This is a genomic window from Actinoallomurus acanthiterrae (assembly GCF_054775715.1).
Genome location: NZ_BAAHCO010000001.1, coordinates 5,801,749 through 5,828,099, shown reverse-complemented (window position 1 = coordinate 5,828,099; position 26,351 = coordinate 5,801,749). Strand labels below are relative to the sequence as shown.

27 protein-coding genes are annotated in these 26,351 nt (G+C 71.0%); 7 read left to right on the top strand and 20 right to left on the bottom strand.

What is annotated here, in order from left to right:
• Window positions 1-100 precede the first annotated feature (100 nt).
• The 6 genes from ACYVF7_RS27620 to ACYVF7_RS27595 form a co-directional block, all read right to left on the bottom strand.
• Window positions 101-1,432, bottom strand: coding sequence for an ABC1 kinase family protein (locus ACYVF7_RS27620; RefSeq protein WP_460346488.1), 1,332 nt, complete (start codon window positions 1,430-1,432; stop codon window positions 101-103).
• 30 nt (window positions 1,433-1,462) lie between these two features.
• Window positions 1,463-2,101: a hypothetical protein gene (locus tag ACYVF7_RS27615; protein WP_460346486.1), complete on the bottom strand. Its 639-nt coding sequence runs from the start codon at window positions 2,099-2,101 to the stop codon at window positions 1,463-1,465.
• Window positions 2,101-2,283 (bottom strand): hypothetical protein, encoded by a 183-nt coding sequence (locus ACYVF7_RS27610; RefSeq protein WP_460346484.1) that lies wholly within the window; start codon window positions 2,281-2,283, stop codon window positions 2,101-2,103. The genes ACYVF7_RS27615 and ACYVF7_RS27610 overlap by 1 nt, the downstream gene beginning before the upstream one ends.
• Window positions 2,280-2,990, bottom strand: a complete 711-nt coding sequence (locus ACYVF7_RS27605; RefSeq protein WP_460346482.1) for a methyltransferase domain-containing protein — start codon at window positions 2,988-2,990, stop codon at window positions 2,280-2,282. The genes ACYVF7_RS27610 and ACYVF7_RS27605 overlap by 4 nt, the downstream gene beginning before the upstream one ends.
• 146 nt (window positions 2,991-3,136) lie before the next feature.
• A complete protein-coding gene (locus ACYVF7_RS27600) occupies window positions 3,137-4,213 on the bottom strand; it encodes a DUF6004 family protein (protein WP_460358138.1) in 1,077 nt (358 codons plus the stop codon).
• Window positions 4,186-4,344: a DUF6004 family protein gene (locus ACYVF7_RS27595; RefSeq protein ID WP_460346480.1), complete on the bottom strand. Its 159-nt coding sequence runs from the start codon at window positions 4,342-4,344 to the stop codon at window positions 4,186-4,188. The genes ACYVF7_RS27600 and ACYVF7_RS27595 overlap by 28 nt, the downstream gene beginning before the upstream one ends.
• 563 nt (window positions 4,345-4,907) lie before the next feature.
• Between ACYVF7_RS27595 and ACYVF7_RS27590 the strand changes: the two genes are divergently transcribed.
• Window positions 4,908-7,415 carry an ATP-dependent Clp protease ATP-binding subunit gene (locus ACYVF7_RS27590; protein ID WP_460346478.1) on the top strand — a complete coding sequence of 836 codons (2,508 nt, stop codon included), beginning with the start codon at window positions 4,908-4,910 and terminating at the stop codon, window positions 7,413-7,415.
• A 93-nt stretch (window positions 7,416-7,508) separates the two neighbouring features.
• Window positions 7,509-8,531, top strand: coding sequence for a tyrosine-type recombinase/integrase (locus tag ACYVF7_RS27585; RefSeq protein ID WP_460346476.1), 1,023 nt, complete (start codon window positions 7,509-7,511; stop codon window positions 8,529-8,531).
• 13 nt (window positions 8,532-8,544) lie between these two features.
• Here ACYVF7_RS27585 and ACYVF7_RS27580 read toward each other — a convergent pair whose 3' ends face one another.
• The 3 genes from ACYVF7_RS27580 to ACYVF7_RS27570 form a co-directional block, all read right to left on the bottom strand.
• Window positions 8,545-8,949: a hypothetical protein gene (locus ACYVF7_RS27580; RefSeq protein ID WP_460346474.1), complete on the bottom strand. Its 405-nt coding sequence runs from the start codon at window positions 8,947-8,949 to the stop codon at window positions 8,545-8,547.
• 79 nt (window positions 8,950-9,028) lie between these two features.
• The gene (locus ACYVF7_RS27575) at window positions 9,029-9,778 is read right to left on the bottom strand and encodes an ABC transporter permease (protein ID WP_460346472.1); all 750 of its coding nucleotides are present in this window, start codon (window positions 9,776-9,778) and stop codon (window positions 9,029-9,031) included.
• Window positions 9,768-10,649, bottom strand: coding sequence for an ABC transporter ATP-binding protein (locus ACYVF7_RS27570; protein ID WP_460346470.1), 882 nt, complete (start codon window positions 10,647-10,649; stop codon window positions 9,768-9,770). Before ACYVF7_RS27570 ends, ACYVF7_RS27575 begins: the two co-directional genes overlap by 11 nt.
• Window positions 10,650-10,712: 63 nt before the next feature.
• On the opposite strand from ACYVF7_RS27570, the gene ACYVF7_RS27565 reads away from it, so the two are divergent.
• The gene (locus ACYVF7_RS27565) at window positions 10,713-11,243 is read left to right on the top strand and encodes a TetR/AcrR family transcriptional regulator (protein ID WP_460346468.1); all 531 of its coding nucleotides are present in this window, start codon (window positions 10,713-10,715) and stop codon (window positions 11,241-11,243) included.
• Here ACYVF7_RS27565 and pdxR read toward each other — a convergent pair.
• The 6 genes from pdxR to ACYVF7_RS27535 are packed head-to-tail and all read right to left on the bottom strand — an operon-like array spanning window position 11,131 to window position 18,291.
• Window positions 11,131-12,690, bottom strand: a complete 1,560-nt coding sequence (gene pdxR, locus ACYVF7_RS27560; protein WP_460346466.1) for a MocR-like pyridoxine biosynthesis transcription factor PdxR — start codon at window positions 12,688-12,690, stop codon at window positions 11,131-11,133. The two genes, ACYVF7_RS27565 and pdxR, sit on opposite strands and share 113 nt — an antisense overlap.
• Window positions 12,691-12,748: 58 nt before the next feature.
• Window positions 12,749-13,870: an ABC transporter ATP-binding protein gene (locus ACYVF7_RS27555; RefSeq protein ID WP_460346464.1), complete on the bottom strand. Its 1,122-nt coding sequence runs from the start codon at window positions 13,868-13,870 to the stop codon at window positions 12,749-12,751.
• Between the two features lie 47 nt (window positions 13,871-13,917).
• On the bottom strand, window positions 13,918-14,946 hold the full coding sequence (locus ACYVF7_RS27550) for an NAD(P)-dependent alcohol dehydrogenase (RefSeq protein WP_460346462.1): 1,029 nt from the start codon (window positions 14,944-14,946) through the stop codon (window positions 13,918-13,920).
• 10 nt (window positions 14,947-14,956) lie between these two features.
• Window positions 14,957-15,898 (bottom strand): carbohydrate ABC transporter permease, encoded by a 942-nt coding sequence (locus ACYVF7_RS27545; protein WP_460346460.1) that lies wholly within the window; start codon window positions 15,896-15,898, stop codon window positions 14,957-14,959.
• On the bottom strand, window positions 15,895-16,827 hold the full coding sequence (locus ACYVF7_RS27540) for a carbohydrate ABC transporter permease (RefSeq protein WP_460346458.1): 933 nt from the start codon (window positions 16,825-16,827) through the stop codon (window positions 15,895-15,897). The genes ACYVF7_RS27545 and ACYVF7_RS27540 overlap by 4 nt, the downstream gene beginning before the upstream one ends.
• Window positions 16,828-18,291, bottom strand: a complete 1,464-nt coding sequence (locus ACYVF7_RS27535; RefSeq protein ID WP_460346456.1) for an extracellular solute-binding protein — start codon at window positions 18,289-18,291, stop codon at window positions 16,828-16,830. It lies immediately after the preceding gene.
• A gap of 177 nt (window positions 18,292-18,468) precedes the next feature.
• Here ACYVF7_RS27535 and ACYVF7_RS27530 point away from each other — a divergent pair, with 177 nt between their 5' ends.
• The gene (locus ACYVF7_RS27530; protein WP_460346454.1) at window positions 18,469-19,470 is read left to right on the top strand and encodes a zinc-dependent alcohol dehydrogenase family protein; all 1,002 of its coding nucleotides are present in this window, start codon (window positions 18,469-18,471) and stop codon (window positions 19,468-19,470) included.
• 25 nt (window positions 19,471-19,495) lie between these two features.
• Here the strand turns inward: ACYVF7_RS27530 and ACYVF7_RS27525 are convergent, their stop codons facing one another.
• The 5 genes from ACYVF7_RS27525 to ACYVF7_RS27505 all read right to left on the bottom strand — a co-directional run bounded on the left by ACYVF7_RS27525 (window position 19,496) and on the right by ACYVF7_RS27505 (window position 23,314).
• Entirely contained in the window at window positions 19,496-19,828 is a 333-nt protein-coding gene (locus ACYVF7_RS27525; protein ID WP_460346452.1) for a hypothetical protein, read from the bottom strand.
• A 117-nt stretch (window positions 19,829-19,945) separates the two neighbouring features.
• Window positions 19,946-20,689 carry an ANTAR domain-containing protein gene (locus ACYVF7_RS27520; protein ID WP_460346450.1) on the bottom strand — a complete coding sequence of 248 codons (744 nt, stop codon included), beginning with the start codon at window positions 20,687-20,689 and terminating at the stop codon, window positions 19,946-19,948.
• Window positions 20,686-21,486: a GAF and ANTAR domain-containing protein gene (locus ACYVF7_RS27515; protein WP_460346448.1), complete on the bottom strand. Its 801-nt coding sequence runs from the start codon at window positions 21,484-21,486 to the stop codon at window positions 20,686-20,688. Before ACYVF7_RS27515 ends, ACYVF7_RS27520 begins: the two co-directional genes overlap by 4 nt.
• Before the next feature lie 330 nt (window positions 21,487-21,816).
• A complete protein-coding gene (locus ACYVF7_RS27510) occupies window positions 21,817-22,443 on the bottom strand; it encodes a LysE family translocator (RefSeq protein WP_460346446.1) in 627 nt (208 codons plus the stop codon).
• Between the two features lie 67 nt (window positions 22,444-22,510).
• Window positions 22,511-23,314: a hypothetical protein gene (locus ACYVF7_RS27505; protein WP_460346444.1), complete on the bottom strand. Its 804-nt coding sequence runs from the start codon at window positions 23,312-23,314 to the stop codon at window positions 22,511-22,513.
• 127 nt (window positions 23,315-23,441) lie between these two features.
• Here ACYVF7_RS27505 and ACYVF7_RS27500 point away from each other — a divergent pair, with 127 nt between their 5' ends.
• Genes ACYVF7_RS27500 through ACYVF7_RS27490 form a run of 3 tightly spaced genes read left to right on the top strand, consistent with a single transcriptional unit; the run spans window position 23,442 to window position 26,343 of the window.
• Window positions 23,442-24,446 carry an AAA family ATPase gene (locus tag ACYVF7_RS27500; protein WP_460346442.1) on the top strand — a complete coding sequence of 335 codons (1,005 nt, stop codon included), beginning with the start codon at window positions 23,442-23,444 and terminating at the stop codon, window positions 24,444-24,446.
• Window positions 24,443-25,399, top strand: a complete 957-nt coding sequence (locus tag ACYVF7_RS27495; RefSeq protein ID WP_460346440.1) for a DUF58 domain-containing protein — start codon at window positions 24,443-24,445, stop codon at window positions 25,397-25,399. Before ACYVF7_RS27500 ends, ACYVF7_RS27495 begins: the two co-directional genes overlap by 4 nt.
• Window positions 25,396-26,343 (top strand): VWA domain-containing protein, encoded by a 948-nt coding sequence (locus ACYVF7_RS27490; protein ID WP_460346438.1) that lies wholly within the window; start codon window positions 25,396-25,398, stop codon window positions 26,341-26,343. Before ACYVF7_RS27495 ends, ACYVF7_RS27490 begins: the two co-directional genes overlap by 4 nt.
• Window positions 26,344-26,351 lie beyond the last annotated feature (8 nt).

The window sequence follows — 26,351 nt, the reverse complement described above, 5'->3', positions numbered from 1 at the left end:
CCCCGTGCCCCGGTCGATGGGACGCCCCGCGGGCGGACGAGGTGAGCGGCCCCGCGCCGGTACGGCCGCGGGCCCGCCCTCTCGCCGCCCCGGCGGCGGCCTACCGATGTGCGCCGAACAGGCCCTGGTTGAGCACGGGACGCGCGGTCTCCTGAAAGTCGATCTCCGGATCGAGGGCGCGGATGGTGCCCTCGATCACGAGCAGGGACAGCAGCGGGAAGATCAGTTCCGCTGCCGCGTGGATCCCATACCTCCGTTGCAGGTCGAACATCTCGGCCGCGAAGGCGATCAGGCTGAAGTCCTTGGCCGGCAGCCCGTGGCTGCGCTCGACCAGGCCGGCCATGCGCGACGTGAAACCGTCGAGGTCGGCATCGTCGCGGACGCCCGCCGAGCTCTCGATCACGATCTCCGCACAACGGAGGCCGCGGCCGATCGCCATGTTCAGGAAGAACTCGGCGAACAGGCGACGCAGTTTCTCCGTCAGCTGCACGCTGAATCCAGCGTCGAGAATGACGACCTGTCCGCCACGGGTGAAGTAGAGATTGCCCGGATGCAGGTCACAGTGCACGAACCCGTCGACGAACAGCATGTGATAAATGGCGGTGAGGCCCGACACGGCGAACCGCCGGCGCATCGCCGGTGGGCAGGTCGCCGCGGCGTTCAGATCCAGATCGTCGATGAACTCCATAACGATGCAGCGGGGACGGGACTCCTGCGGATGCACCCTCGGCACCCACACCCTCGGCACCGGCGAAAGGTTCTCCCGCAGCAGGGACAGGCTTCGCGCCTCCCGCGCGAAATCGAGCTGGCCGAGCACGGCCGCGCACATGTTCCCCACCACCTCGCCGACCGGGACGCCGCGCAGCATCGGCAGCCGGGCGGCCAGCGCCGCGCCCTTGCGTATGAGCGTCAGGTCCTGCGTCATCACCTTCTCGATGCCCGGTCGGCGCAATTTGATCGCCACCACCCGCCCGGACGGCAGGACGCCCTTGTAGACGGAGGCGACGCTGCCGCTGGCGATCGGCCGCTCGTCGACCTGGCCGAAGACGCCATCGTCCGCCGCCGATGGCGCACCAGCGCACTCGGGGTACGCCTCGGCGAACGCTTGCCGGGTCTGGCCGGCGTCCAGCGGAACGACCGAGTCCTGCAGCACCGACAACGCGTCGCACAGCGCGGGCGGCAGGACGTCCCTGCGGGTGCCGAGCACTTGGCCGGCCTTGACGAACGTCGGACCCAGCGTCATCAGGAGCCCGGCGAACCGGCGAAAGACGTAGCGACGCCCCGCCGCCCGGCGACGGAGGGCGGTGCACAGCAACCCGACGAAGGCGGCCGGCAGCAGCACCGCGGCGGTGGTCGCGAGCACGCGGACCCCGCGGATGACCAAGGCGGGCAGTGACACGGGCACCGTACCGGCGCCCCGCGCCGTCGGCATTTCAGGCAGAGTATCGGTCATCCCGGCCCCTCAACCTCCGGCGATTCCGGGCACCTCGATGGCTCTCAGCTGGAAAGTCGTGTAGTCGCAGTACCAGATGAAACTGCCGTCCCAGGCGATCCCGGTCGGGTTGCCGTTCACCGAGATCGACGCCACCTCACGCCCGCTCGCCAGTTCCAGGATGTTGATCGTGGCTCCGCGGTAGTCGGCGTACGCGAGGTAGACGTCGGAGACGGTGACCCCGGCGATGCGGTGCCGCACCGGCACGCTCGTTACCAGCCGGAGGTCATCCAGGTCGCGCAGGTCGATGGTGCGCAGGTCCTCATACCCCAACCACAGTCCGTGCCGTGTCGCCTCCAGGCCGCACAGCGTGTTGCCCGGCCGCGGATTCGGCAGCTCCCTGAGGATCTCGCCCGACTCTGGGTCGATGAACCGCAGCACCCGGTCCGCCCCCGCGACCTGGACGAGGTGACCGCCGATCGTGGTCAGGTCGGTACGGACGCCGGGGCAGGGATGGCTCCGTATCACCTGGCCGGTTGCCGGATCCAGCGCGGCGATCCGGTTGCGCACCGCGTCGGAGAACCACAGGTACTGCCCGGTCCACGTCAGCCCGCACAGCTTCATGGCGTGGACGGGTATGTCGCGCACCGAACCCGCCGCGTACGGCATCACGACCCCCCCTTGCGCCGGATGCCGCACTCCAGCCGCCAGTCGGTCGCGTTCCGCACGTCATCGGGTCGGCGGACCTCGACGTGCAGCACGTCGCCCGCCGACACCCGGGTGTGCCGCAGCGGCCAGATCCACACCGCCCAGTTGCAGCCCGGATAGGACGGGAGATTCGACAGGGTCACCCCTGGCACCAGCGTCGCGGTGAAGTAGCCGACGACCGCGTGCAGCCGGCCCGGGTGGGAGATGACGAGGTTGCGGCCCGGCTTCGCGCGGCCCGCGGCCTCGGCGTGAAGCCGTGGTCGGCGATGATCGCGGGCTCGCTCAGCCTGATCGGCGGACGCTGGAAGAAGTGAAGTTGCGCGGCGGGCGCGACGCAGTCCTGCACGGCGTCGAACCGGTAGCCGAGGAAGTCGTCGCTCCACAGGCCCCAGCCTTCGCCGTCGAACTCGATGGCGGCCAGTTCGGTGACCAGCCTGCGCGGGACGATCCGGCCGCCGTCTGCGAGGTTGCGGCGCGCGAACGTGCCGAGCACCTCCATCATCTCTTCCTCGGGTCCGAGGTTGCCCATCATCTCCGAGACGACGACGTCGGCCTTCACCGGAAGCCGCACCCGGCGCGCGTCCCCCTGAATGAGGGTCAGCCGGCCCTTGAGATCGTTCTGCTCGGCGATCCTGGCGGCGACCGCCGCCATCCGCGGGTCGGCCTCGATCGCGTAGACGTGCTCGGCGCCGTGCTGGAGCGCGAGCATGGACAGCACCAGCGTCCCGGCGCCGACGTCGGCCACCACGTCACCGGCACCGACCGCCTGCTCCAGCGCACGCGAATAGGCCCGCAGCCGGGGCCCGTCGGCGAGCATCGTCTGATGCATCAGCAGGAGTCGCTGATCCACGTGTGTCTCCCCTCAGGGTGCAGTCCTTTTGGCTCGGCCTGCGGCCGAGCCAAAAGGACCGGCGGCCCCCGGCGGGACCGGAACTATGGGAATTTCCATCAGAACCGGTCCCGCCGGCGACGTCAAGCGGCTACCTGAAGGGTGCCTCAGACGTTCACCGCCGCGGTCTCGCCGACGTGCGCGTCGCGCATCGCGAGTCGGACGCCGGTCAGGCGTGCCTTGACCGTTCCGTCGGTGGTCACGAGCGGCGCGTCGGCGCCGGACATGCCCAGCTCGGTGCCGGTGGCCTCGAGATCCCGGAGCTTGCCGGCGACATGCACGGGGTTTGCCGCGTACAGGTTGCCGCGCGGGGTGACGATCTCGAACTCGGCGTCGATGTGCAGCTCGCTGGGGTACCGGACCCGGCTGAGGCTGTCCTCGGTTCCTTCGCCGAGAGTGCCGCCGGACGGGCGCGGCCAGCTCGCGCGCAGCATCACACGGCCGCCGAGGGCGTCGCTGTGGCCGATCATGGCGACGCGCGCCATCTGCGCCAGCACGCCCGGCCCGTCGTGCTTCTCGGGCCCGAACAGCAGGATCTCGGTGCCGGCGGCCTTGCGGTAGTCGCCGGCCAGCTCGATCGTCTCGGTCCTGCCGTCGACCTCGACCTCTATCTGGCCCTCCATCGAAACCTGCATGATCATGGAGGGGTCGACCAGCATCGACATGCACGGACCGGCGCTCTCGGCGAAGAACACCGTCGGCGTGATGCCGACCGGCTCGTTCTCGTCGTTCGCCGGGTACCAGGCCTCGGGGAGGGTGGTGCCGCGCACCACGTTCGGTGCCTGGACGACGTCGATCGGGCCGTCGCCGCGCGGGCTGCCCAGGTACGGTCCCGTCAGCGGCTTCTTGTACGGCGGAATGCCATCGACCACGCCGTAGATGTCGATGACGTTACGGTGCGCCAGCCGCAGCGTGCTGGTTTCGAGGATGCCGAAGCGCCGGATGTAGAACTCCGCCGGGAAGTTCTTCCCCGGCACGATCTGGCGTACATGCCCAGTGTTGGGGAGGAACGGATTTGACAGGACCTGGATACGGTCGTCGAGTTCGTAGCTGAAGCCCTTGATGCCGACCTCGGGAGCGCTGATCAGCTCCAGGTCCAGCTCCGCGTGGCCCTTCTCGTCCACGCGGTGCTCGAAGCCCGGCATCGGCCACTTGTTCAGCTGGACGAATCCGGAGAGGTTGATGGTCTCGCGCAGGCGGCGTAGTAGTCGTCACCAAAGACGACCGTGGCCGCGGCGAGGATGTGCGGACGGATGGGCTTGGGCTCGAGATTGAGCGATTCATACGTCTCACGAAGAGAACTCAAACCAGACACCTCCAGCGTCTGTCGAGATCGCCTGCGTTGGGCCCGACCTGACCATGGATCCACTGAGCCAGTGAGAAGAACTATAGCTTTCTAAAGCAGTAGGTCAAGGGTTCGCACATGGTCGGCGACCCTCCCGAGGGCGTAGAGCGATGGTCCTGAGCACCGCGGTACGAGCGATCGCCAGTGCGATGACAGAGGCGGCCGGTCCGCTCGGAGGGCCGGCCGCTACGGGCTCGTTTCAACGGTCAGGTCGGCGGCCGCCGCGGCCCGCCTGCTCCACACTCGCGCCGCGGCCGGCAGTTCTGGCGGGGCCGATCCGGCCTTCCGGTCGCCGCGGGGAACCTCGGAGGGCGGCGAGTCGAGGTGGTCGGCCGGGAGTGCATCGACTGCGGGATGACGCTCCAGCGACACTGGATCCTCCGTCCGTCGTCGGGATCGATCGGAGCGGCGAGCACCGCAGCGGAAATCCGCTTCGCGCGAACACGGCCCTGCCGCCCTTGCGTCGCCACCCTCGATACATCACTTTAAAATATAGTAGTTAGTTCGTCGGGCGTGGTGTGAGGAGCGACGAGATGTTCGAGAGGTTTACGGACCGCGCGCGGCGGGTTGTCGTCCTGGCTCAGGAAGAGGCCAGGATGCTCAATCACAACTACATCGGCACCGAGCACATCCTCTTGGGCCTCATCCACGAGGGGGAGGGTGTTGCCGCGAAGGCTCTGGAGAGTCTGGGTATCAGCCTTGAGGCCGTCCGCCAGCAGGTCGAGGAGATTATCGGCCAGGGGCAGCAGGCTCCTTCGGGGCACATCCCGTTCACTCCGCGGGCGAAGAAGGTCCTTGAGCTGTCGTTGCGGGAGGCGCTGCAGCTCGGCCACAACTACATCGGGACCGAGCACATCCTGCTGGGCCTGATCCGCGAGGGTGAGGGTGTGGCGGCCCAGGTCCTGGTGAAGCTCGGGGCCGACCTGAATCGTGTCCGCCAGCAGGTGATCCAGCTGCTGCACGGGTATCAGGGCAAGGAGCCGGCGTCGTCGGGTGGGCCGTCGGAGGCCGCGCCGTCGACTTCGCTGGTGCTGGATCAGTTCGGCCGGAACCTGACCCAGGCCGCGCGTGAGGGCAAGCTCGATCCGGTGATCGGGCGGGAGAAGGAGATCGAGCGGGTCATGCAGGTGCTGTCCCGCCGTACCAAGAACAACCCGGTGCTGATCGGTGAGCCGGGCGTGGGTAAGACCGCGGTCGTGGAGGGCCTGTCCCAGAAGATCGTCAAGGGTGAGGTCCCTGAGACGCTGAAGGACAAGCAGCTTTACACGCTGGATCTGGGGGCGCTGGTCGCCGGTTCGCGTTACCGCGGTGATTTCGAGGAGCGCTTGAAGAAGGTGCTCAAGGAGATCCGCACGCGCGGTGACATCATTCTGTTCATCGATGAGCTGCACACGCTCGTCGGTGCGGGCGCCGCGGAGGGCGCGATCGATGCCGCGAGCATCCTGAAGCCGATGCTGGCCCGGGGTGAGTTGCAGACGATCGGCGCGACGACGCTGGATGAGTACCGCAAGTATCTGGAGAAGGACGCCGCGCTGGAGCGGCGGTTCCAGCCGATCCAGGTGGCCGAGCCGTCGCTGAGTCACACGATCGAGATCCTCAAGGGCCTGCGGGACCGTTATGAGGCGCACCACCGTGTGTCGATCACCGACAGCGCGCTGGTGGCCGCCGCGCAGCTCGCCGACCGCTATATCAGTGACCGGTTCCTGCCCGACAAGGCGATCGACCTGATCGACGAGGCCGGTTCGCGGATGCGGATCCGCCGGATGACCGCGCCGCCGGATCTGCGTGAGTACGACGAGAAGATCGCTGATGTGCGGCGGGAGAAGGAGTCCGCGATCGACGCGCAGGACTTCGAGAAGGCCGCCGCGCTGCGGGATAAGGAGAAGCAGCTTCTCCAGGCCAAGGCGCAGCGGGAGAAGGAGTGGAAGGCCGGTGACATGGACGTCGTGGCCGAGGTCACCGAGGAGCTCATCGCCGAGGTTCTGGCGACGGCGACCGGCATCCCGGTGTTCAAGCTCACCGAGGAGGAGTCCGCGCGGCTGCTGCGGATGGAGGATGAGCTGCACAAGCGGGTCATCGGCCAGAACGACGCGATCAAGGCGCTGTCGCAGTCGATCCGGCGTACTCGCGCGGGTCTGAAGGACCCCAAGCGCCCGGGCGGTTCGTTCATCTTCGCCGGCCCGTCGGGTGTGGGTAAGACGGAGCTGTCCAAGACGCTGGCGGAGTTCTTGTTCGGTGATGAGGACGCGCTGATCCAGCTCGACATGTCCGAGTTCATGGAGAAGCACACGGTTTCGCGGCTGTTCGGGTCCCCGCCTGGATATGTCGGGTATGAGGAGGGCGGCCAGCTGACCGAGAAGGTCCGCCGTAAGCCGTTCTCCGTCGTGTTGTTCGACGAGATCGAGAAGGCCCACCCGGACATCTTCAACTCGCTGTTGCAGATCCTGGAGGACGGTCGCCTGACCGACGCTCAGGGCCGGGTCGTGGACTTCAAGAACACCGTCGTGATCATGACGACGAACCTCGGTACCCGCGACATCTCCAAGGGCCTGTCCGTCGGTTTCGCCCGGGAGAACGACGAGCAGGGCTCGTATGACCGGATGAAGTCGAAGGTCAACGAAGAGCTCAAGCAGCACTTCCGGCCGGAGTTCCTCAACCGTGTCGATGACACCGTGGTCTTCCACCAGCTCACGCCGAAGGAGATCATCCAGATCGTCGATCTGATGATCGCCAAGGTGGACGAGCGGCTGAAGGACCGCGACATGGGTATCGAGCTTCGCCAGGAGGCCAAGGACCTGCTGGCCGAGCGTGGGTATGACCCGGTGCTGGGCGCGCGTCCGCTGCGTCGCACGATCCAGCGGGAGATCGAGGACGCTCTGTCGGAGAAGATCCTCTACAACGAGTTGCGCGCCGGTGAGATCGTCATCGTCGGTGTTGAGGGTAGTGGCGAGACGGCGAAGTTCACCTTCACCGGCGAACCCAAGCCCGCCGCTACCAGCGCGCTGGCTGGGTCCGCCGGGCCGGCGCACAGAGGCACATGACGTCCGTTCGGGAAGGCGGAAAGCGGAACGATTCTGTCGCTGGGCGGCGGTAAGGTCCGGCGGGTGCGTCCTGCCGAGGTTCAACGAATCACCGTGGAAGAAGCCGCCGACCGGTACGCGGAGATGGTCCGGGCCAAGACGGTCACCGGTGCGCTCGCGCCCAGCACGGCGGAGATCTACACGCGTGACGTGCACACGTTCGCCGTCCTGGCCGGCGCGGACCGTCTGCTGGACGATCTGACCGGTGAGGACGTCGACGAGGTACTGCTGCGGTTCGCCCGCAAGCCGGACGGGCGGCGTAGGGCACCGGTGCCCGCCGGCGAGGCCGCTCCCCTGCAGAGCGGCTACTCCCAGGCGCGGTTCCGCCGGTCGGTGTCGGCGTTCTTCCGGCACGCTGCGGTGGCCGATTGGGTGCAGCTGAACCCGATGCGGGCGGTGACGGTCACGGCGCGGCAGCGGGGCGGTCTGCGCCCGGAGCGGCGTGCCCTGACCCGGGAGCAGGCGGAGGGGCTGCTGGGCACCGCGCGGGTGCTGGCGTCGGCCGAGCCGGACGAGCGTAAACGGGCCGATCAGCGCACCGAGCTGCGTGACGCGCTGATCGTGCTGCTGCTGGCGACGGTGGGCCCGCGGGTGTCGGAGCTGACCCGCGCGGACGTGGACCATTTCTTCACCAATGCCGGGGTGCGTTACTGGCGGATCTTCGGCAAGGGGGGCCGTACCCGTGACGTGCCTCTCCCCCGTGGTGTCGCGCAGGTGCTCGACGCGTATCTGACGCAGCGGCGCGCCCGCGTGGTGGAGACCCCGGCGCTGCTGTTGTCGTGGCGGGGGCGGCGGCTGGCGCGCGGCGACGTCCAGGGGGTGATCGACCGGGTGCTGGCGCGGGTCGATCCGGATCGGCGGCGTTCGGTGACTCCGCACGGGCTGCGGCACACGACTGCGACGCATCTGCTGGCCGCGGCGACCGACATGGACGCGGTGCGGCGGGTGCTGGGTCATTCGGACCTGTCGACGCTGGGCCGGTACCGCGACGAGCTGCCCGGGGAGCTGGAGGCGGCCATGCGCGCGCATCCGCTGCTGGGGCCGGAGGAGCCTGGGCCCGGGGGCCGCGTCCGATAGCCGCGTGAGGTCCTCAGGGTTGAGGGTCGGAGCCCTTGTAGGTCATGCGGATCAGGACGTCGGCTGTGGCGGGGCCGAGGGCAGCGGTCAGGTGTCGGCGGAGTTCCTCTTCTGAGGTTTGTCTGCGCAGCTTGATCAGCGCCTTGAGGCTCCGCTCCACGCCGGGCATGTCGTGCGTCATGGCGACCGTCACGGCAAGGGCATGCTGGCCGGCCGCGGCGCGCATGTCCGCGACGCTCTCGGCAAGTTCGTCCAGCCGCCTGTGGGCGACGCTGGCGCCGAGCCAGAACTCCGTCTCCCGGGCCCTGGCGAGCCCGCGCTGGTACCAGTCCTCGGCACGTTGCACGTCCTGGGGGCTCGCTGCGGCCTCGCACAAATGATCAATCTGCCGACGCGGCACCACCCCGTGATAGGCCAATGCTCATCACACCTCCAGGCCCACTCCACCGAACTCATCAACGCCGGTTGCCGCTGATCTTTTCCTCGAACACCGGCGGTTATGTGGTGCGGTGAGCGCGGCGCAGAGCCCCCAGGGCCGCCAGGCCGCCGGCCAGGACCGTGATGGCGGTGATGGCCAGGACGGCGCGGGTGTAGACGCCGGCGGGACGCCCGCCGAGGGCGGCCTGGAAACCGCGGACAGCCCAGTAGGCGGGCAGGGCGGGCGCCAGGTCGCCGATCCAGCGGGGCATGCCGGTGAGGGGGACGAGGGCGCCGCTGAGCCCGGTGGTGATCATCGCGGTGATGTCGGCGATCGCGCCGAGCCGCCCGCGCCTGTTCAGCCAGGAGCCGAGGGCCAGGCCCAGGGCGGTGGCGCAGGACGCCCAGGCCAGCCACAGCAGGGGCAGCCGCCAGGTGCCGGCGGTCAGGTCGAGTCCGTACCACCAGTCGGCCTCGGCGAACAGCAGGGCCTGCAGGGCGAGGAAGACGGTGACGAGCGGCAGCGCCTTGCCGGTCAGGACGGAGACGGCGCGGACGGGGGTGGCGCGGAGCCGGTCCCAGGTGTGCCAGTCGCGTTCGGCGAGGATCTGTTCGCCGGCGACGTCGAGGGACAGGAGGGTGAACATGACGGCGGTGCCGGCGGCGGCGCTGGTGGCGCCCGAGACGCCGGGCCCGGCCATCCGCTGGTAGACGGGGTGCAGGACGGCCATGAGGGTGGAGGACATGACGGCGTAGGCGATGAGGGTGCCCGGGTCGCGTGCCAGCAGGACGCAGGTGTGGCGGGCGATGACGGCGATGTCACGCGGCATGAGGGGCCTCCGAGGCGGCGAGGTGGCGGTACAGGTCGTCGAGGGTGGGCGGGGTGATGTCGATGCCCCGCAGCCGTACGGCGTCGGGGCCCAGGTCGGTGAGGGCGCGTGCGGCGGCCTCGGCGGGCCGGAGTGAGGTGATGAGAAGGGTGTCCTGGTCGGGGTGGCCGGGCGCGGGTCCGTCGAAGCGCAGGCGGGCGGTGCCGGGCAGGCCGTCGAGGAGGGACTGGCGGGGGCCGCGGGCGATGACGCGGCCGCGGGCGGCGACGGCGAGGGTGGCGTCCAGGTCGACGAGCTCGGGCAGGTAGTGGGTGGTGTAGCAGATGGCGGCGCCGTCGTCGGCGCGGGCGCGGACGGCGGCAAGGAGCGCCTGGCGGGTGGCGGGGTCGGCGCCGACGGTGGGTTCGTCGAGGAGCAGGACCTTGGGGCGGTGCAGGAGCGCGGTGGCGGTCTGGACGCGGCGCTGCTGGCCGCCGGAGAGCCGGCCGACGGGCTGGTCGAGCAGGTCGTGCAGGGCCATGGCGGCGGTGACCTGGTCGATCTCGGTGCGCAGGCGGCGGCGGTGGAGTCCGGCCAGGCCGCCGTAGAGGCGCAGGTTGTCGCGGACGGTGGCGGTCGGGTACAGGGCGGGTTCCTGCGGCGCCCAGCCGGTGAGGCGGCGGGCGGCGCGGCGGGCCGGGTCGGCGCCGGCGACGCGGACGTGACCGGAGTCGGGTCGGTCCAGGCCGCAGGCGATCCGGGCGAAGGTGGTCTTGCCGGCGCCGTTGTGGCCGATGAGGCCGCAGATCTCCCCCGCCGCGACGGTGAGGTCGAAGCCGTCGAGGGCGGTGGCCGGGCCGAATCGTCTGCGCAGCCGGGTGGCGTGAAGCATGGGCACTCCCAATGAAGTATACGGCGTATATATACACTGTATACCGAGGAGGTGAGGTGGTCCATGGCCCGGAGAGGACTGACCCGCGGCGAGATCATCGACGCGACGTGGGACCTGGCGGCGCAGCGGGGGCTCACGGCGGTGACGATGCGCGCGGTCGCCGAGCAGCTGGGGGTGACGCCGATGGCGCTGTACCGGCACGTCGGCGACAAGCAGGGCCTGCTCGACGGCCTGGTGGAACGCCTGCTCGGGGAGATCCCCGAGCCGGACCCGGCGCTGCCGTGGCGGGAGCGGCTGCGCGAGCTGGCCGCCGGGATCCGGGCGGTGGCCCGGGCGCACCCGGACCTGTTCCCGCTGCTGTTCCACCGCCCGGCGGTCACCGCGGCGGCACGCCGACCCCGGGACGCGGCCTACGCCGCGTTGCACGAGGCCGGGCTGACCGGGGACGACGCCGTACGGGCGGAGCGGCTGCTGTCGACGTTCATCCTGGGGTTCGCGGCCTCGGAGGCGGGCGGCCGGTTCGCCCACCTGAACGCCGACGCGGAGTTCGGTTACTTCGCCGACGCCATCGTGCGCCTGCTCGAGAAGGACTGACCGATGAGAGGGTCAGGGCCGCTCGGCGGCGAACGCGCGGCGCAGGCGCCGCAGGCCGTCGCCGATGCGCTCGGCCGGGATGAGACCGTAGCCGAGCACCAGGCCCGCCTGCGGCGGCCCGGCGCAGTAGCCGTCCAGGGTCTCGACGACGACGCCGAGCCGGCGGGGCCCGGTCGCCTACCGCCGCCAGGTCGGCCCGGACGTCCGGGCGCAGCCGCGCGCACAGGTGCAGGCCGGCGGTGGAGGGCACGACGGTGAGCCGGTCGGCGAAGTCCTCCGCCAGCGCCGTGGCGAGGCGTTCGCGGCGCGCCGCGTAGATCCGGGCGGCCTTGTGGACGTGACGGGCCAGTTCCCCGGAGTCGATGAGGCGGGCGAGGGCGGCCTGGGCGGCGGGGTCGCCGTAGGAGTCGGCGAGCTGCCGGGCGGCCCGGAGCGCCGGCCGCAGCGCGGCGGGGGCGATCAGGAACCCGGCGCGCAGCATCGGTGACAGGGTCTTGGAGAAGGTGCCGACGTAGACGACCCGCCCAGTGCGGTCGAGGCTCTGCAGGGGCTGCAGCGGGCGGGCGGAGAACCGGAACTCGCTGTCGTAGTCGTCTTCGACGATCACGGCGCCGTGGCGGGCCGCCCAGGCGAGCAGCGCGGTGCGCCGCCCGGCCGACATCGGCGTGCCGAGCGGGAACTGGTGGGAGGGCGTGACGTACACCAGGCGGGCGTCGGCCGGGAGCGCGGTGACGTCGATGCCCTCCTCGTCGACGGGCACGCCGGTGACCCGGGCGCCGGCCGCGGCGAACACCCGCCGCGCGGGAGGGTAGCCGGGTTCTTCGACGGCGACGCGGTCGCCGGGATTGAGCAGGACCCGGGCGATGAGGTCGAGGGCCTGCTGGGCGCCGTGGGTGACCAGGACGTCGTCGGCGTCGGCACGGACCGAGCGGGACACCCCGATGTAGCGGGCGATGGCCGCGCGCAGGCCGGCGTGCCCGGCGGGGTCGCCGTAACCGGCGGCACGGACGGCCGAGGCGCGCAGTTCGCCGGCGAGCAGACGCCGCCAGGCGGCGAGGGGGAACAGGTCACCGTCGGGGCGGCCGACCCCGAAGTCGTAGGCGGCCGGAGGGCCGGTGGCGTGCGGCGCGGGGGTGAGGGCGTCCCAGGGCGGGCGAGGCCGTACCGCGCCGCCGGAGGGGGCGGACCGGGGACGCGTGCCGGGGGCCTGCCCGGCGGCGACGAACGTGCCGGCGCCGACGCGCGCGGCCAGGAAGCCCTCGGCGGTCAGGCGTTCGTAGGCGACGCACACGGTGTTGCGGGAGACCTGGAGGCGGCGGGCGAGGTCGCGGGTGGGCGGCACGCGTTCCCCCGGGCGCAGCCGGCCGTCCAGGATCGTCTCCAGCAGCCCGCGGTAGATGCGGGAGGCCAGGTCGCCGGGGCCGTCCAGGCTGATATGCGGGTCCACGACCCTATATTGGCCCATTCGGATCGGCGGATCTCAGCCGTGGCCAGTACCAATGCGGTCAGGCGGGCAGGCGGTCGCCGGTGACGGCGGAGAACAGCCGTTCCTTGCCGTGCGCGATCCGCAGCCGGACCCGGTCGCCCTTGGCCGGTGGCGCGTTCGGGTCGACGCGGGCGATGACGGTGTTGTCGGCCAGCGCCGGGTCGGTCGTGTCGGCGTACCGGCCGTACAGGAAGGCGTCCGAGCCGAGTTCCTCGACGACGGAGACGGTGACGGGGAACGTCATGGAGTCCGGGCCGCCCTCGCCCTCGCCGACCACGTCGACGGCCTCGGGCCGGAAGCCCACGACGACCCGGTCGTCGCCCTCGTCGGTGAGGGCCTTGAGGGTCGCGTGGGACAGCCGGACCCGCACTCCGGCCAGGACCGCCTCCTCCCCCTCGACGCGGTACTCCGCCAGGTTCATCGACGGGGAGCCGATGAAGCCGGCGACGAAGACGTTCGCCGGGTGCTGGTACAGGGTCAGCGGCGTGGCGACCTGCTGCAGGAGCCCGTCCTTGAGGACGGCGACCCGGTCGCCCATCGTCATCGCCTCGACCTGGTCGTGGGTCACGTACACGGTCGTGACGCCCAGCCGGCGCTGCAGGCCGGCGATCTGGGCGCGGGTCTGCACACGCAGCTTGGCGTCCAGGTTCGACAGCGGCTCGTCCAGCAGGTACACCTTCGGCTCGCGTACGATCGCCCGGCCCATGGCCACGCGCTGCCGCTGCCCGCCGGACAGCGCCTTGGGCTTGCGGTCCAGGAACTCCTCCAGGTCCAGCAGGCGGGCCGCCTCAAGGACCCGGCGGTCGCGTTCGTCCTTGGGGACCTTCATGACGCGCAGCGCGAATCCCATGTTGTCGGCCACGGACATGTGCGGGTACAGCGCGTAGTTCTGGAACACCATCGCGATGTCCCGGTCGCGGGGCGGCAGGTGGGTGACGTCGCGGTCCCCGATCGAGATCCGCCCCTGGTCTACCCGTTCCAGCCCGGCGAGCATCCGCAGCGAGGTGGACTTGCCGCAGCCGGAGGGCCCGACGAGGACGAGGAACTCCCCGTCGGAGATGTCGAGGTCGAGGGCGTCCACCGCGGGCCGGTCGGACCCGGGGTAGACGCGGGTCGCCTCTTGGTACACGACCTGGGCCATGACTTCCTCCTTGCGACTTGCGACGGGCTGACGACGGTGGCGGCCGGTCACTCCTGCGGCCGCACGACCGCCTTGACCAGGGTGGGGTCGCGGGCGCCGGCGGTGAGCGCCTGCTCGACGTCGGCGAGGCCGTAGTGGCCGCTGACCAGGGCGTCCAGTTGGACGCGTCCCGCGGCGGCCAGCGCGATGGCCGCCGGCCAGGTGCCGGCGTAGCGGAAGGTGCCGGTCACCTGGATCTCGCGGGTCTGCACGTGGGACAGCGGCAGCGGGATCTGGTCCCCGCCCATGCCGACCAGGACGACCCGCCCGGCGCGCCCCACGGCGCGGACGGCCTCGGCGATGGCGGGCGGGTGACCGGAGCATTCGAGGAGCACGTCGGGTTCGAACGCGGCCTCGGGCAGGGGGGTGTGGCGGACGTCGAGGGCGGTGGTCGCGCCGAGGTCGCGGGCGAGCGCGAGCCGGGCGGGATTGACGTCGGTGACCATGACGTCGGTCGCGCCGAAGGCCCGTGCGGCCTGCAGGCACAGCAGCCCGACCGGGCCGGCGCCGGTGACCAGGACGCGTGCGCCCGGTGCGACGCGTGCCTTGCGGCAGGCCCACACGCCCACCGACAGCGGCTCGATCAGGGCGGCCGCGTCGTCGGACAGGCCGTCGGGGACGGGGTGGGCGAACTCCTCGTGCAGGGTGACGTACTCGCAGAAGGCGCCGTCGATGGGGGGTGTGCCGAAGAACCGCATGTTCGGGCAGAGGTTGTAGCGGCCGGCGCGGCACTGCGGGCAGGTGAAGTCGGGCACGCCCGGTTCGAGCGAGACCCGCTGCCCGGGGCGGTGCCGGTGGGCGTCCGGCCCGGCGGCGGTCACGGTCCCGGCGGGTTCGTGGCCGAGCACCAGCGGGGACTCCACGACGAAGTCGCCGATCCTGCCGTGTTCGTAGTAGTGCACGTCGGAGCCGCACGTGCCGACCGAGGCGACCCGGACGAGGACGTCGCGGGGGCCGGGTTCGGGCCGGCGCCGCTCCTCGATCGTGATCTTCCCGATGTCGTGGAGGACGGCGGCGCGCATGGTGTGCTCGGCCATGGGCTGCCTCCTACTCTCCGGTGACGGCGCCGAGGGTCAGCCCGGTGACCAGCCAGCGGCGCACGGCCAGCCCGGCGAGCATCATCGGCACGACGACGATCGTTCCGATGGCGGTCAGCTGACCCCAGTCGATGCCGGTCTGGGTGACCAGCTGGGAGGCCGCGATCGGCAGCGTCTGGGAGTTCGGCCCGGAGAAGACCACCGCGAAGGCGTAGTCGTTCCAGGCGAAGACCAGGCACAGCACGAACGTGGTGACCAGCCCCGACTTGGTCAGCGGCAGGACGACCGTGCGGAAGGCCCCCCAGCGGGTGCAGCCGGACACCAGCGCGGACTCCTCCAGGGACGGGGGCACGTCCGCGAAGAACGCGCTCATCAGCCAGATCGCGAACGGCAGGTTGAACGTCAGGTAGGCCAGCACCAGACCGGGGATCGAGTCGATCAGCCCGAGCCCGCGGAAGATCAGGAACAGCGGGACGACGACCGCCGCGATCGGCGCCATCCGGGTCGAGATGATCCAGAAGGCCAGGTGCCGTTTGCCGCGCATCTGGGTGCGGGCCAGGCCGTACCCGGCGAGCGCGCCCAGGCAGACCGCGAGGACCGCCGAGATCCCGGCGGCGGCCACGCTGTGCCAGATGTAGGGCGTGAGGTTGTTCGAGCCGCTGAACAGGTTGCGGTAGTTCTGCAGGGTCGGGGAGAACACGACCTGCGGGGTGCCCGCGGTGACGTCCTTGCGGTTCTTGAACGACGACATCAGCATCCACACCAGCGGCACCAGCGTCCACAGCAACGCCACCACGATGACGAGCGCGACACCCCACCGGGACCGCCGGCTCGCGGCCTCCAGCGGGGACTGCGGCACGCCTGGCGGGGCGGCCGGAACCTCCCGCCGCTCCTTCGGCGCGACCTGCCCGGCGCCGCCCGGCCGGGGCGGCGGGGTCGTGGGAGTGCTCATCGCGTCAGCCCCCTGGTGTCCAGTAGCCGCACGAACATCCGGGCGATGAAGATCGAGAAGGCCAGCATCGCCAGGCCGATGGCGGCGGCGTAGCCCAGATCGAAGAACCGGAACGCGGTCTCGTACAACCGGATCGGGACGATCTTGGTAGCGTCCGCCGGTCCGCCGTTGGTGGTGACCCAGATGATGTCGAAGTAGCGGATCGCGTCCATCGAGCGGATCAGCAGCGCCACCAGCAGCACGTTGGAGATCGACGGGAAGATGATGAACCGCAGCGTCATCCACCACGAGGCGCCGTCGACGGCGGCGGCCTCCCGGACCGCCAGCGGCACGCTCGCCAGCCCGGCGAGGGTGATCAGGGCGATCAGCGGCGTCCACTCCCACACGTCCATCAGCACGACGGCCGCGAAGGCGCCGGTGGGATTGCCGAGGATGTCGCCGCTGAACCCGAGGGAGCGCAGCACGAACGCGTACAGCCCGAACGTGGAGTCGGTCAGGTAGCGGCCCAGCAGCCCGACGATCGAGGGCGCGGCGAACATCGGCAGCAGCACCAGGCTGAGCAGCAGGTTACGGCCGCGCAGCACCCGGTGCAGGCACAGGGCGATGCCCACCCCCAGCACCATCTCCAGCCCGACGGTGAGCACGAAGAACACGACGGTCCGCAGCCACGACATCCACATGTCGACGTCGGTGAAGAACCGCGTCCAGTTCCGAACGCCGATCGGCTCGAGGCGCACCCCGCCGAGCAGCCGGACCCGGGAGAAGCTCATCGCGATCAGGGCGACGAACGGCACGAGCGACAGGGCGGCCAGCAGGAGCAGGCCGGGCGCCATCATGGTGCCCTCGAAGCCGATCCGCCGGTGCCGGGGCGCGGCCTGCGGCCGGGTCGGCCGCTTCAGGACCGGTGAGGAGTCCGCGACGTGCGCCATCTACGCCACCCACCCTCGTGCGACGATCCGGTCGATCCGTTTCTTGGTCGCACGCATGGCCTCCTCCGGTGACGCCTCGCCGGTGAGCATCCGCGACAGCTGCGTGTAGATCGCGGTGTCGCACTCGTTCCACATCGGGATCTTCGGGCGCAGTCCGATCCGGTCGGGCTTCCATGCCTGCATCACCGCCGGCGCCGTGAGCATGTTCGGCATCGACGACGGCCGCTTCTCCGCGGCGCGGACCTCCGGCATCTGGTAGACCGAGGTACGGGTGGGGGTGCCGCCGCCGGCCTTGCTCTTCAGATCGGCGAGCTGGGTCGCCGGCGCGGTGGCCCACACGATGAACAGCCAGGCCGCGCCGCGCTCGTGCGGGCGGGTGTTGGCGTTGATGGCCACGCCCGTGCCGCCGTACATGTTGGCGGTGCCGGCCGGGCCCTTCGGCAGCGGCGCGTAGTCGACCTTGCCGGGGAGGACCTGCTCGTTGGTGGCCGCGTACTCGTGCCAGTTCGGGCACATCGCCAGGCGGCCGGCGCGCATCGCGGCGCCCAGCCCGTCCCAGTCCCACGTACGGGAGGCCGGGTCGGCGATGCCGAGCAGGCGGTCGTAGAACCGCGCGGCGGCGATCGCGTTGGCCGAGTCGAGCCGGCACGGGCCGGGGTTCTCCGCGCCCAGGCGGCCGACCTGCTTTCCGTTGTCGAAGTAGTCCCCTCCGTAGGACCACAGCACGTTGCTGAAGTCGTTCATCAGCGAGTCGTGCTGGCGCGCCTGGTGCCCGGTGCCGTACGCGACGTCCGATTTGGCGTTCTTGTTGAACCACTCGGCAATCTTGAAGTACTCCTCCCACGTGCGGTCACCGCCGGGGGTGGGGTCGAAGCCGAGGTCGTGCGCCATGCGGGCGTGGTACTTGTCGAACAGGTCGCGCCGGTAGTGCCAGATCATCGTCGGCGCGTCGTAGGGCAGCGTGTAGATCGCGTGCGGGTCGACGAACCGGCCGGCGGCGTCCAGCTGGGTGGGGATGAAGTCCCCGACTCCCCCGGGCACCTTCGGCAGGCTCGGGTCGGCCTGCAGCGTGCGCAGGTCCACCAGGCCTTTCCGGTACGGCGCGAGGATCTGGTACGGGTCGGCGTAGATCACCTGGTACTCCGCGCCGCCCGAGGCCAGGTCCAGGGCGACCCGCTGGGTCACCGCGTTCAGCTCCAGCGTCACGATCTTGATGTTGATGCCGGTCAGGTCCGTGAACGGGCGCACGTTCGCGGCGATCGCCGCGGTCGGCGAGGTGTTCTCGGAGATGAAGTTCAGCGTGGAGCCCTGGAACTGGCGCCACTGGTCACCGGTCCTGACACGGCGGACGTCGCCCTGCGCGCCGCAGGAGCCCAGGCCACCGGCCACGGCCAGCGCGGCTCCGGCGGCGAGGCCGCCGCGAAGGACCTCGCGCCGGCTCGGCGGGGATGAATAGCGATCCACTGCTCCTCCCGACGGTGCAGAAAAAAGCAGACGGAATAACATCCATTAAACGTTGCCATAAACGTGGCAGGAGTATGTTCTAGTGAAATCTACGCAGTTTTGGTTTTTGTATTGCTCGGTTGTTCCCACAGGTCAGGAGGGGTTAGCGTGGAAGTCTGTCGCCTGTAGGAGCCCCTCATGCGTGCGGCCGTCATTTCCACACCGGGTTCGCTGTCCGTGCAGACCGTGGCGGATCCGGCGCCGGGGCCCGGCGAGGTCCTGATCGCCCCGCGGGCCGTCGGGGTCTGCGGCACCGATCTGCACATCCTGGACGGGGAGTTCCCGCCCACCCCGTACCCGATCATCCCGGGCCACGAGTTCGCCGGTGAGGTCGTGGCCCTCGGCCCCGGCGTGACCGATGTCGCGGCCGGCGAGCGGGTGGCCGTCGACCCGTCGCTGTTCTGTGGGCACTGCGTCTACTGCAAGCGGCAGCGCGGCAACCTGTGCCTGAACTGGAACGCGATCGGCGACACCGTCGACGGCGCGTTCGCCGAGTACGTCGCGGTCCCGGCCGCCAACGTCTACGCGCTCCCCGACGGCATGCCGTACGCGGCGGGCGCGCTCGTCGAACCACTGGCCTGCGTGGTCCACGGCCTGCGCCGGCTCGCGATCCCGCCGGGCGGCGAGGTGCTCATCATCGGCGCCGGCACCATCGGCCTGCTGCTCGCCCAGGCGGCCGGCCGCAGCGGCGCCACCCGGGTGAGCATGGTCGACACCGACCCGGCCCGGCTGGCCAGGGCCGCCAAACTCGGCGCGGACGTCGTGGCCACCAGCGTCGCAGAAGTGCTCGACGGCCGGGGCATCGGCTTCGAGCACATCATCGACGCGACCGGCGTGCCCGCCGCGACCCAGGCCGCCCTGCCGGCGCTGTGCCGAGGCGGCACCCTGCTGATCTTCGGGGTGAGCCCGGCCGAGGCGCGCCTGCCGGTCTCACCGTTCCAGGTCTACAACGACGAGATCAGCGTGATCGGCTCGATGGCGGTGCTGAACACCTTCGAACCGGCGCTGCGGCTCATGGGCTCCGGCGCCATCACCGCCGAACACCTGATCACGCACCAGGTCCCCCTCGAACGCGCTCCCGAGGCCTTCACCGCGGTCCGCGAACGCGCCGGGCTCAAGGCGCAGGTCACCGCCGCCTGAGCGAGCACGGCCGGTCCGGCTCGCCCTACGCGCGCCGGTCCTCCGCCGCCAGTGGCTCCAGTGGCCGTGCGGCCTGACCATCACCCGGGGAACCGTCAACCGCGGCGTCGAGCACCGACCGGTGGAGTTCCACGAGAGAGGCGCGGATCTCACCCATCGCCCGCCGGATCCGTCGGGTGGCCTGGTCGCGGCGCCGCGATTGCAGCGCCAGCTCCAGATCCAGGTTGACCGCCAGCAGGCGGGAGATGACCACCGCGCAAGAGTCCGCGACCGCGGACGTGATCACGGTCTCGGGGCGGGAGGGCGGCCGGTGCCCGTCGAATGCGCCGAGCCGGGACGGGTCGTATCGTTCTGTCATTGCCGTTCTTCTTCCTGGATCCATCACTCCGTGGATGTCGCCAGGGTCTGGAGCGGCACTACCACCGTTATACAACGTATCTTCGGGTCGGGCACCCGAGCGGCCGGTGATCCGTGCTCACTCCTCGTGCCAGGCCCGTTCCCGGGACGGCAACGACAGCCTTCCGGCGATGACGGCCTCCGCCACCTCCAGCAGCTTCCGGTTGCTCGCCCGCGCGTACTCCCTCAGGGCGTCGAACGCCTCATCGATCGAGACACCCTGGCGCTCGGCGATGAACCCCTTCGCCTGCTCGATGAGGATCCTGCTGTTGAGGGCGCCCTGGAGCTGCTCGGTCACCATTTCGCGGTGGTGAAGGGCCCGCTGGTGCAGAATGCCGATCGTCGCCGCGTTCGCCAGTGACTGGCCGAGCTCGATGGTCGCGCCGTCCGGAGGATCCTGTCCGGCGCTGAACAGGTTCATCGCGCCGATCACGTCCGTGCGCAGCCGCATCGGCAGCGCGTGCACGCTCGTGAACCCCGCCCCGGCGGCGGCAGGAGCGAAACGTGGCCACCGGGAGGCGGCGTCCGCGCCTGCCAGGTCGGTGCAGTGCACCGCCCGTCCACTCTGGTAGGTCTCCAGGCACGGGCCCTGGGAACCCTGCAGTTGAAGCAGTTCCAGGAGCCGCGCCCGCTCGGTCGACGCGGCCAGCAGGTTGAGGTTGCCACGGTGATCGACCAGGAGCAGGCCGCAGGCCGTGACATCGAGCAGCTCGACGCATCGAGCCGCCAGCCGGTCCAGGAAGTCGATGATGTCGAAGTCGTCCACCAGGGTGTCGGCCAGTTCCACGAAGACGTCACGCACCCGCCGGTCCGATACGGTCATCCGATCTCACCTCCTTTCTCCCCCGCGGGTCCGGCACGGGGACCGGTGGTGCCGCCGTCGTTCCGCGGGCCACCGCCGGTCCGGCCGTCGGGCCCGAACCGCAGCCGCCGGGCCAGCACCGCGGCGGTCACCTCACCCAGCCGCTGATCGTGCGCGTAAGCGTGCGCGCGGAGCCGCGCGAGCGCGTCGGTGACGCCCGCGCCGATCTGCGCCGCGACCATCCCGGCCGCCTGATGCATCTCCGCACGGTGTCCCGCGAAGTCACCGGCGAACAGGTCGTCCAGGCCGGCGTCGCCGCCATCACCATGATCCAACGTCAGCGTCAGGGCCGCGTCGGCGAACGTCAAAGCCTCCGCCAATTCCTCGCCAGTCAGCAGCCCGCTGCGCGAGCGGTACAGGTCCATGACCCCCAGGCGGGCCGCGCCGGCGGCGACCGGGATGGCGAAGATCGCGACGATGCCACGCTCCGCGGCGGCCGGAGCGAACATCGGCCACCGTCGTACGGCCCACGCCGCCGCCACATTCGGGACCAGCACGGGCCGGTCTCCCGCGTTGGCGTCCATGCACGGTCCCTCTCCCAAGGTGAACTGCAGTTCCTCGAGTTCCTGGCTGAGCGGATCGGTGGCGTACACCGGCTCGTACAGCCTTCCGTCACGCGTCATCGACAGCCCCGCCCCGGCGGCCATGATCGCCCGCGAGCAGGCGATGCAGGCGTGCCGGACCGATACGCGCGCGCCCTCCCCATGGGCGACGGCGTTGATCGATGCCCACGCCCGGGCATTGCGGTCGTCATTCACTGGGCCCGCCTACTCGGGGCGGACACGGCAGACCAGGTCCCCGCATCCCCCGATGTCGCTTATGTACACCACGCTAGGTCGCATCGGCAGGCCGCGGCCGGGACCAACGTCACGCTCTGACGGGCCCTTCGGCCTTCGCGGCAGACGGCCGCCGTCCGGCTCACAGGCGGCGGCGCAGGGCCGGGTCTGGGGGCGTTCAGAACACCCAGACGGGCCAGGCCGGCCGCCCACCGCACCTGTGGACAACCACCGGCCGCCCCCTCCGGCAAAAGAACCCATCCCGGGAGGTTCGACGCCCGAACCTGGGGACAACTCTGTGGACAACCGCCGCTACCGCGAGTCCGTCACCAGCCGCACCCCCAGGCCGACGAGCACCACACCGGACACCTGCTCCATCCGCCGCAGCACCCTCGGGCTGCGCAGCACCCGGCCCGCACGCCCCGCCAGCCAGATCACCCCGAGATACCAGACCACATCGACCAGCGCCCACACCACCGCCAGCAGCGCCAGCATGGGCAGAACCGCCGCCCCGTGCGGCACGAACTGCGGCAGGAACGACACCGCGAACACCCCGGCCTTCGGGTTGGCGGCGTTGGTCAACAGCCCCAGCCGGAACAACCGCCGATGCGACACGGCCGCCGCCGGAGCCTCCTCCGCCGCCGCCGCGCGACCCCGGCGCGCCTGCCACAGCGCCCGGACCCCCATCGTGATCAGGAACACGGCGCCGGCGATCCGCATCACGTCATAGGCGATCCGCGAGGCCAGCAGCAGCGCCGACAGGCCGAACACCGCCGCCATCCCCCACAGCAGCACCCCGGCCTCATTGCCCAGCATCACCGCCACGCCCGCGCGACGCCCCGACCGCACCGACTCCCGCACGATCACCGCCGTGCTGGGCCCGGGCACCATCGCCACCACGATCGCCGCCCCGACGAACAAGATCAGACTCTGCAACATGACGTCATCCTCGCCCCACACGGCCGGGACGGGCAATCACTTTTCCCTGCGTAACCGGCCGAACAGGTCAGCCGCGCGGGCCCCCGTCGCCCAGCGGACCGGCCGCGTTACCGGCCGGGTTCGCGGTGTCCTGCCCGCCGCCGCTCGGTGTCGGACGCGGCGTCCGCGGCGTGGACCGGCCCGGCGACGGAGACGGCCGCGGCGTCGCCGTCGACGGCGAAGGCGACGGTTCCGGACTGGCCGGCGTCGACGACGGCGTCTCGGACGGCTGCGGCGGGGTCGGCTGCGACGGCTCACACGAGAACAACAGGAACACCAGCAGCGCCAGCAACGCCAGCAGCGCCGCCAGCGACAGCACCGCCGTCGCCAGGCCCTTCGAATCCGCCAGCGCCGCCGCCCCACCGGAGACCGGCGGCCCCTCCACACCGACCGCCGGGCCCGCCGGACCCGACATCCAGTACGCCTGGAACTGCGGGCCGCGCCGCACGCGGCCCGTCCACCCCCGCCGCAGCAGCACCGGTTCCAAGAACCGCTCCGCGCCCTGGCGGCCCTCCTCGTACGTCGTGGCCACCCACGGCGTACCGCCCTCGGTCAGCGCCGCCACCACCGGGGCCGGCTCACCCGGGCCGGGCTCCGGCAGAACCCGCGGCACCGGATCCGGCGGCGGCGTCTCCCGCGCGATCGCCGCGCGGAACCGGTCACGCGCCGCAGCGTCCCCGGCCGCCGCGGTCGTCAGCAACGCCACCGTCACCAGACGGCCCCGCGGATCGGACCCCAGGTAGACGATGCCGGCCGCCGACTCGTGCAACCGGGAGTCCAGCCGGAACGGCCCCAGCTCACCCGGGTCGCCGTCCTGCAGCGGCTTGGGCATCCACACCCCTCCCCCCGGCTACAGCCTGTCGCGCGCGACACCCTAACAGGAAGGGGATCAGACGCCTTTTCCGCTGAATCGCATAGGGTCGTGCACGTCGGAGCACGCCCCTGACCCGAGGGACCAGATGACGATCGCCGTAGGAGACATCGAAGAGGCGGCAGCCCTGCTGCAGCAGAGCGTGGCGGAGGTCAAAAAAGTCATCGTCGGCCAAGAGCACATGGTCGAACGCATGGTCATCGCGCTGCTCGCCCGAGGTCACTGCCTCCTCGAAGGCGTGCCCGGCGTCGCCAAGACCCTCGCCGTCGGCACTCTGGCCACCGTCGTCGGCGGATCCTTCGCACGCCTGCAGTTCACCCCCGACCTCGTCCCCTCCGACATCGTCGGGACCCGCATCTACCACCCCTCCACCGAGCAGTTCGACGTCGAGCTCGGGCCGGTCTTCGTCAACTTCGTCCTCGCCGACGAGATCAACCGCGCCCCCGCCAAGGTCCAGTCCGCCCTCCTGGAGGTCATGGCCGAAGGCCAGGTCTCCCTCGGCGGCAAGACCCACCCCCTCCCGCAGCCCTTCGTCGTCATCGCCACCCAGAACCCCATCGAGTCCGAAGGCGTCTACCCCCTGCCCGAGGCCCAGCGCGACCGGTTCCTCATGAAGGTCAACGTCGCCTACCCCGGCGCGAGCGAGGAGATGCAGATCCTGCAGCGCATGAGCGTCGACCCGCCCGACGCCACCCGGATCCTCGACGCCGACAGCCTCATCGCCCTGCAGCACGCCGCCGACGAGGTCGCCGTCCACGAACTCGTCGCCGACTACATCGTCCGGCTCGTCATGGCCACCCGCGAACCCGAGCAGTACCGCCTGCCCGACCTGAAAGGCGTCATCGAGATCGGCGCCAGCCCCCGCGCCACCCTCGGCCTCGTCGCCTCCGCCCGCGCCCTGGCCCTCCTGCGCGGCCGCGACTACGTCCTGCCCGACGACGTCCGCGCCGTCGCCGTCGACGTCATGTCCCACCGCGTCCTGCTGTCCTTCGACGCCGTCGCCGACGGGGTCGACCCCGTCGGCATCGTCGAACGGATCCTTGCCACCGTCCCGCCCCCGCGGGTCGTCTGGAACCGCCAGCACGCGTCATGACCCGCTCGCAGAAACTCACCCGGCTCGTCCCCGAGCGATCACTCAAACGACTGGAGCTGAAGGTCACCCGCCGCCTCGACGGGCTCCTGCACGGCGAGCACCTCGGCCTGCTGCCCGGCCCCGGCAGCGACCTGGCCGAAGCCCGCCTCTACCAGCCCGGCGAGGACGACGTCCGCCACATGGACTGGTCCGTCACCGCCCGCACCACCACCCCGCACGTCCGCGATCTGATCGCCGACCACGAGCTGGAGACCTGGGCGCTGGTCGACCTGTCCCCCAGCATGGACTTCGGCACCGCGCGCATGGAGAAACGCGACCTCGCCGTCGCCGCCCTGGCCGCCGTCGGATTCCTCACCGCCCGCCTCGGCGACCGCCTCGGCGCCCACGTCATGCACGGCGGGCAGATCCGCCGCTGGCCCGCCCGCACCGGCCGCGTCGCCACCTACACCCTCCTGCAGGCGCTGCTCGACGCCCCCCGCGCCACCACGGACCCCGGCGGGCCCCGGCTCGCCGACGCCATCTCCGGCCTGGCCCGCAGCCAGACCAAACGGGGCCTGCGCGTCGTCATCTCCGACTTCATCGACCGGCAGGAGACCCCTGACGGGGAACTGTCCTGGGAACGCCCCATGCGCCGCCTCGCCGTCCGCAACCAGGTCATCGCCGTCGAGATCATCGACCCGCGCGAACTCGACCTGCCGAACGTCGGACCGGTCATGATGACCGACCCGGAGACCGGCGACACCCGCGAGATCATCCTGTCGGCGAAGGTCCGCGCCGCCTACGCCGCCGCCGCCACCGCCCAGCGGACCCGCATCCGCGACGCGCTCCGCGCCTGCGGCGCCGGCCACCTCACGCTGCGCACCGACCGTGACTGGATCAACGACGTCGCCCGCTTCGCGCTGCAACAGCGCCGCGTCGCCGGGCGCCCGCAGCCGCGAGGAGGCCGCTCATGACCTTCCTTTCCCCCGGCCGCCTGTGGCTGCTGGCCCTCGTCCCGCTGCTGATCGGCGCGTACCTGCTCATGCAGGCCCGCCGGCGGCAGGCCGCCGTCCGCTTCACCAACCTGGCGCTGCTGTCCCAGATCGCGCCCCGCCGACCCGGATGGCGCCGCCACGTGGCCGCCACCCTGTTCCTGCTGTCGATCATCTTGATGACCGTCGGGTTCGCCCGGCCCGCCAAACCCGTCAAGGTACCGCGCGAACGCGCCACCATCATCGTGGCCATCGACGTGTCCCTGTCGATGAAGGCCACCGATGTGTCCCCCACCCGCCTCGACGCCGCCAAGAGCGCCGCCAAGAAGTTCGTGCAGGACCTGCCGATCCGCTTCAACGTCGGCCTCGTCAGCTTCTCCGGCAGCGCCTCGGCCATCGTCGCCCCCACCTTCGACCGCGACGCGGTCGGCCACGCCATCGACGGCCTGCAACTGGGCAAGGGCACCGCGATCGGAGAGGCGGTGTTCACCTCACTGCAGTCGATCCGCTCCTTCGACGCCCGCGCCAACCAGGACCCACCGCCCTCGCACATCGTCCTGCTGTCCGACGGCGACAACCAGAGCGGCCGGTCCGTCACCGAGGCCGCCGCCGCGGCCCGCGCCGCCAAGGTGCCCGTCTCTACGATCGCGTTCGGCACCCCGTACGGCACCGTCGACATCGACGGCGAGACCGTGCCGGTGCAGGTCAACAAGACCACGCTGCGCAACCTCGCCAACGACACCTCCGGCAAGGCCTACGAGGCGCAGGCCGGCGGCGAACTGTCCGACGTCTACAAGCACATCGGCAGTTCCCTCGGGTACCGCATCGAACGCCAGGAGGCGGCCTCCCAGTACATCTTCATCGCGCTGCTGCTCGCCCTGGCCGCCGGCGGCCTGTCCCTGCTGTGGTTCCAGCGACTGCCCTGACAGCCGCG

Excerpts from the sequence above, each read along its gene's own strand:
- ACYVF7_RS27620 (WP_460346488.1), bottom strand. The coding sequence starts at position 1,432 with ATGCCGACGGCGCGGGGCGCCGGTACGGTGCCCGTGTCACTGCCCGCC.
- ACYVF7_RS27615 (WP_460346486.1), bottom strand. The coding sequence starts at position 2,101 with ATGCCGTACGCGGCGGGTTCGGTGCGCGACATACCCGTCCACGCCATG.
- ACYVF7_RS27590 (WP_460346478.1), top strand. The coding sequence starts at position 4,908 with ATGTTCGAGAGGTTTACGGACCGCGCGCGGCGGGTTGTCGTCCTGGCT.
- ACYVF7_RS27575 (WP_460346472.1), bottom strand. The coding sequence starts at position 9,778 with ATGCCGCGTGACATCGCCGTCATCGCCCGCCACACCTGCGTCCTGCTG.
- ACYVF7_RS27570 (WP_460346470.1), bottom strand. The coding sequence starts at position 10,649 with ATGCTTCACGCCACCCGGCTGCGCAGACGATTCGGCCCGGCCACCGCC.
- ACYVF7_RS27565 (WP_460346468.1), top strand. The coding sequence starts at position 10,713 with ATGGCCCGGAGAGGACTGACCCGCGGCGAGATCATCGACGCGACGTGG.
- ACYVF7_RS27555 (WP_460346464.1), bottom strand. The coding sequence starts at position 13,870 with ATGGCCCAGGTCGTGTACCAAGAGGCGACCCGCGTCTACCCCGGGTCC.
- ACYVF7_RS27550 (WP_460346462.1), bottom strand. The coding sequence starts at position 14,946 with ATGGCCGAGCACACCATGCGCGCCGCCGTCCTCCACGACATCGGGAAG.
- ACYVF7_RS27545 (WP_460346460.1), bottom strand. The coding sequence starts at position 15,898 with ATGAGCACTCCCACGACCCCGCCGCCCCGGCCGGGCGGCGCCGGGCAG.
- ACYVF7_RS27540 (WP_460346458.1), bottom strand. The coding sequence starts at position 16,827 with ATGGCGCACGTCGCGGACTCCTCACCGGTCCTGAAGCGGCCGACCCGG.
- ACYVF7_RS27530 (WP_460346454.1), top strand. The coding sequence starts at position 18,469 with ATGCGTGCGGCCGTCATTTCCACACCGGGTTCGCTGTCCGTGCAGACC.
- ACYVF7_RS27525 (WP_460346452.1), bottom strand. The coding sequence starts at position 19,828 with ATGACAGAACGATACGACCCGTCCCGGCTCGGCGCATTCGACGGGCAC.
- ACYVF7_RS27520 (WP_460346450.1), bottom strand. The coding sequence starts at position 20,689 with ATGACCGTATCGGACCGGCGGGTGCGTGACGTCTTCGTGGAACTGGCC.
- ACYVF7_RS27510 (WP_460346446.1), bottom strand. The coding sequence starts at position 22,443 with ATGTTGCAGAGTCTGATCTTGTTCGTCGGGGCGGCGATCGTGGTGGCG.
- ACYVF7_RS27505 (WP_460346444.1), bottom strand. The coding sequence starts at position 23,314 with ATGCCCAAGCCGCTGCAGGACGGCGACCCGGGTGAGCTGGGGCCGTTC.
- ACYVF7_RS27500 (WP_460346442.1), top strand. The coding sequence starts at position 23,442 with ATGACGATCGCCGTAGGAGACATCGAAGAGGCGGCAGCCCTGCTGCAG.
- ACYVF7_RS27495 (WP_460346440.1), top strand. The coding sequence starts at position 24,443 with ATGACCCGCTCGCAGAAACTCACCCGGCTCGTCCCCGAGCGATCACTC.
- ACYVF7_RS27490 (WP_460346438.1), top strand. The coding sequence starts at position 25,396 with ATGACCTTCCTTTCCCCCGGCCGCCTGTGGCTGCTGGCCCTCGTCCCG.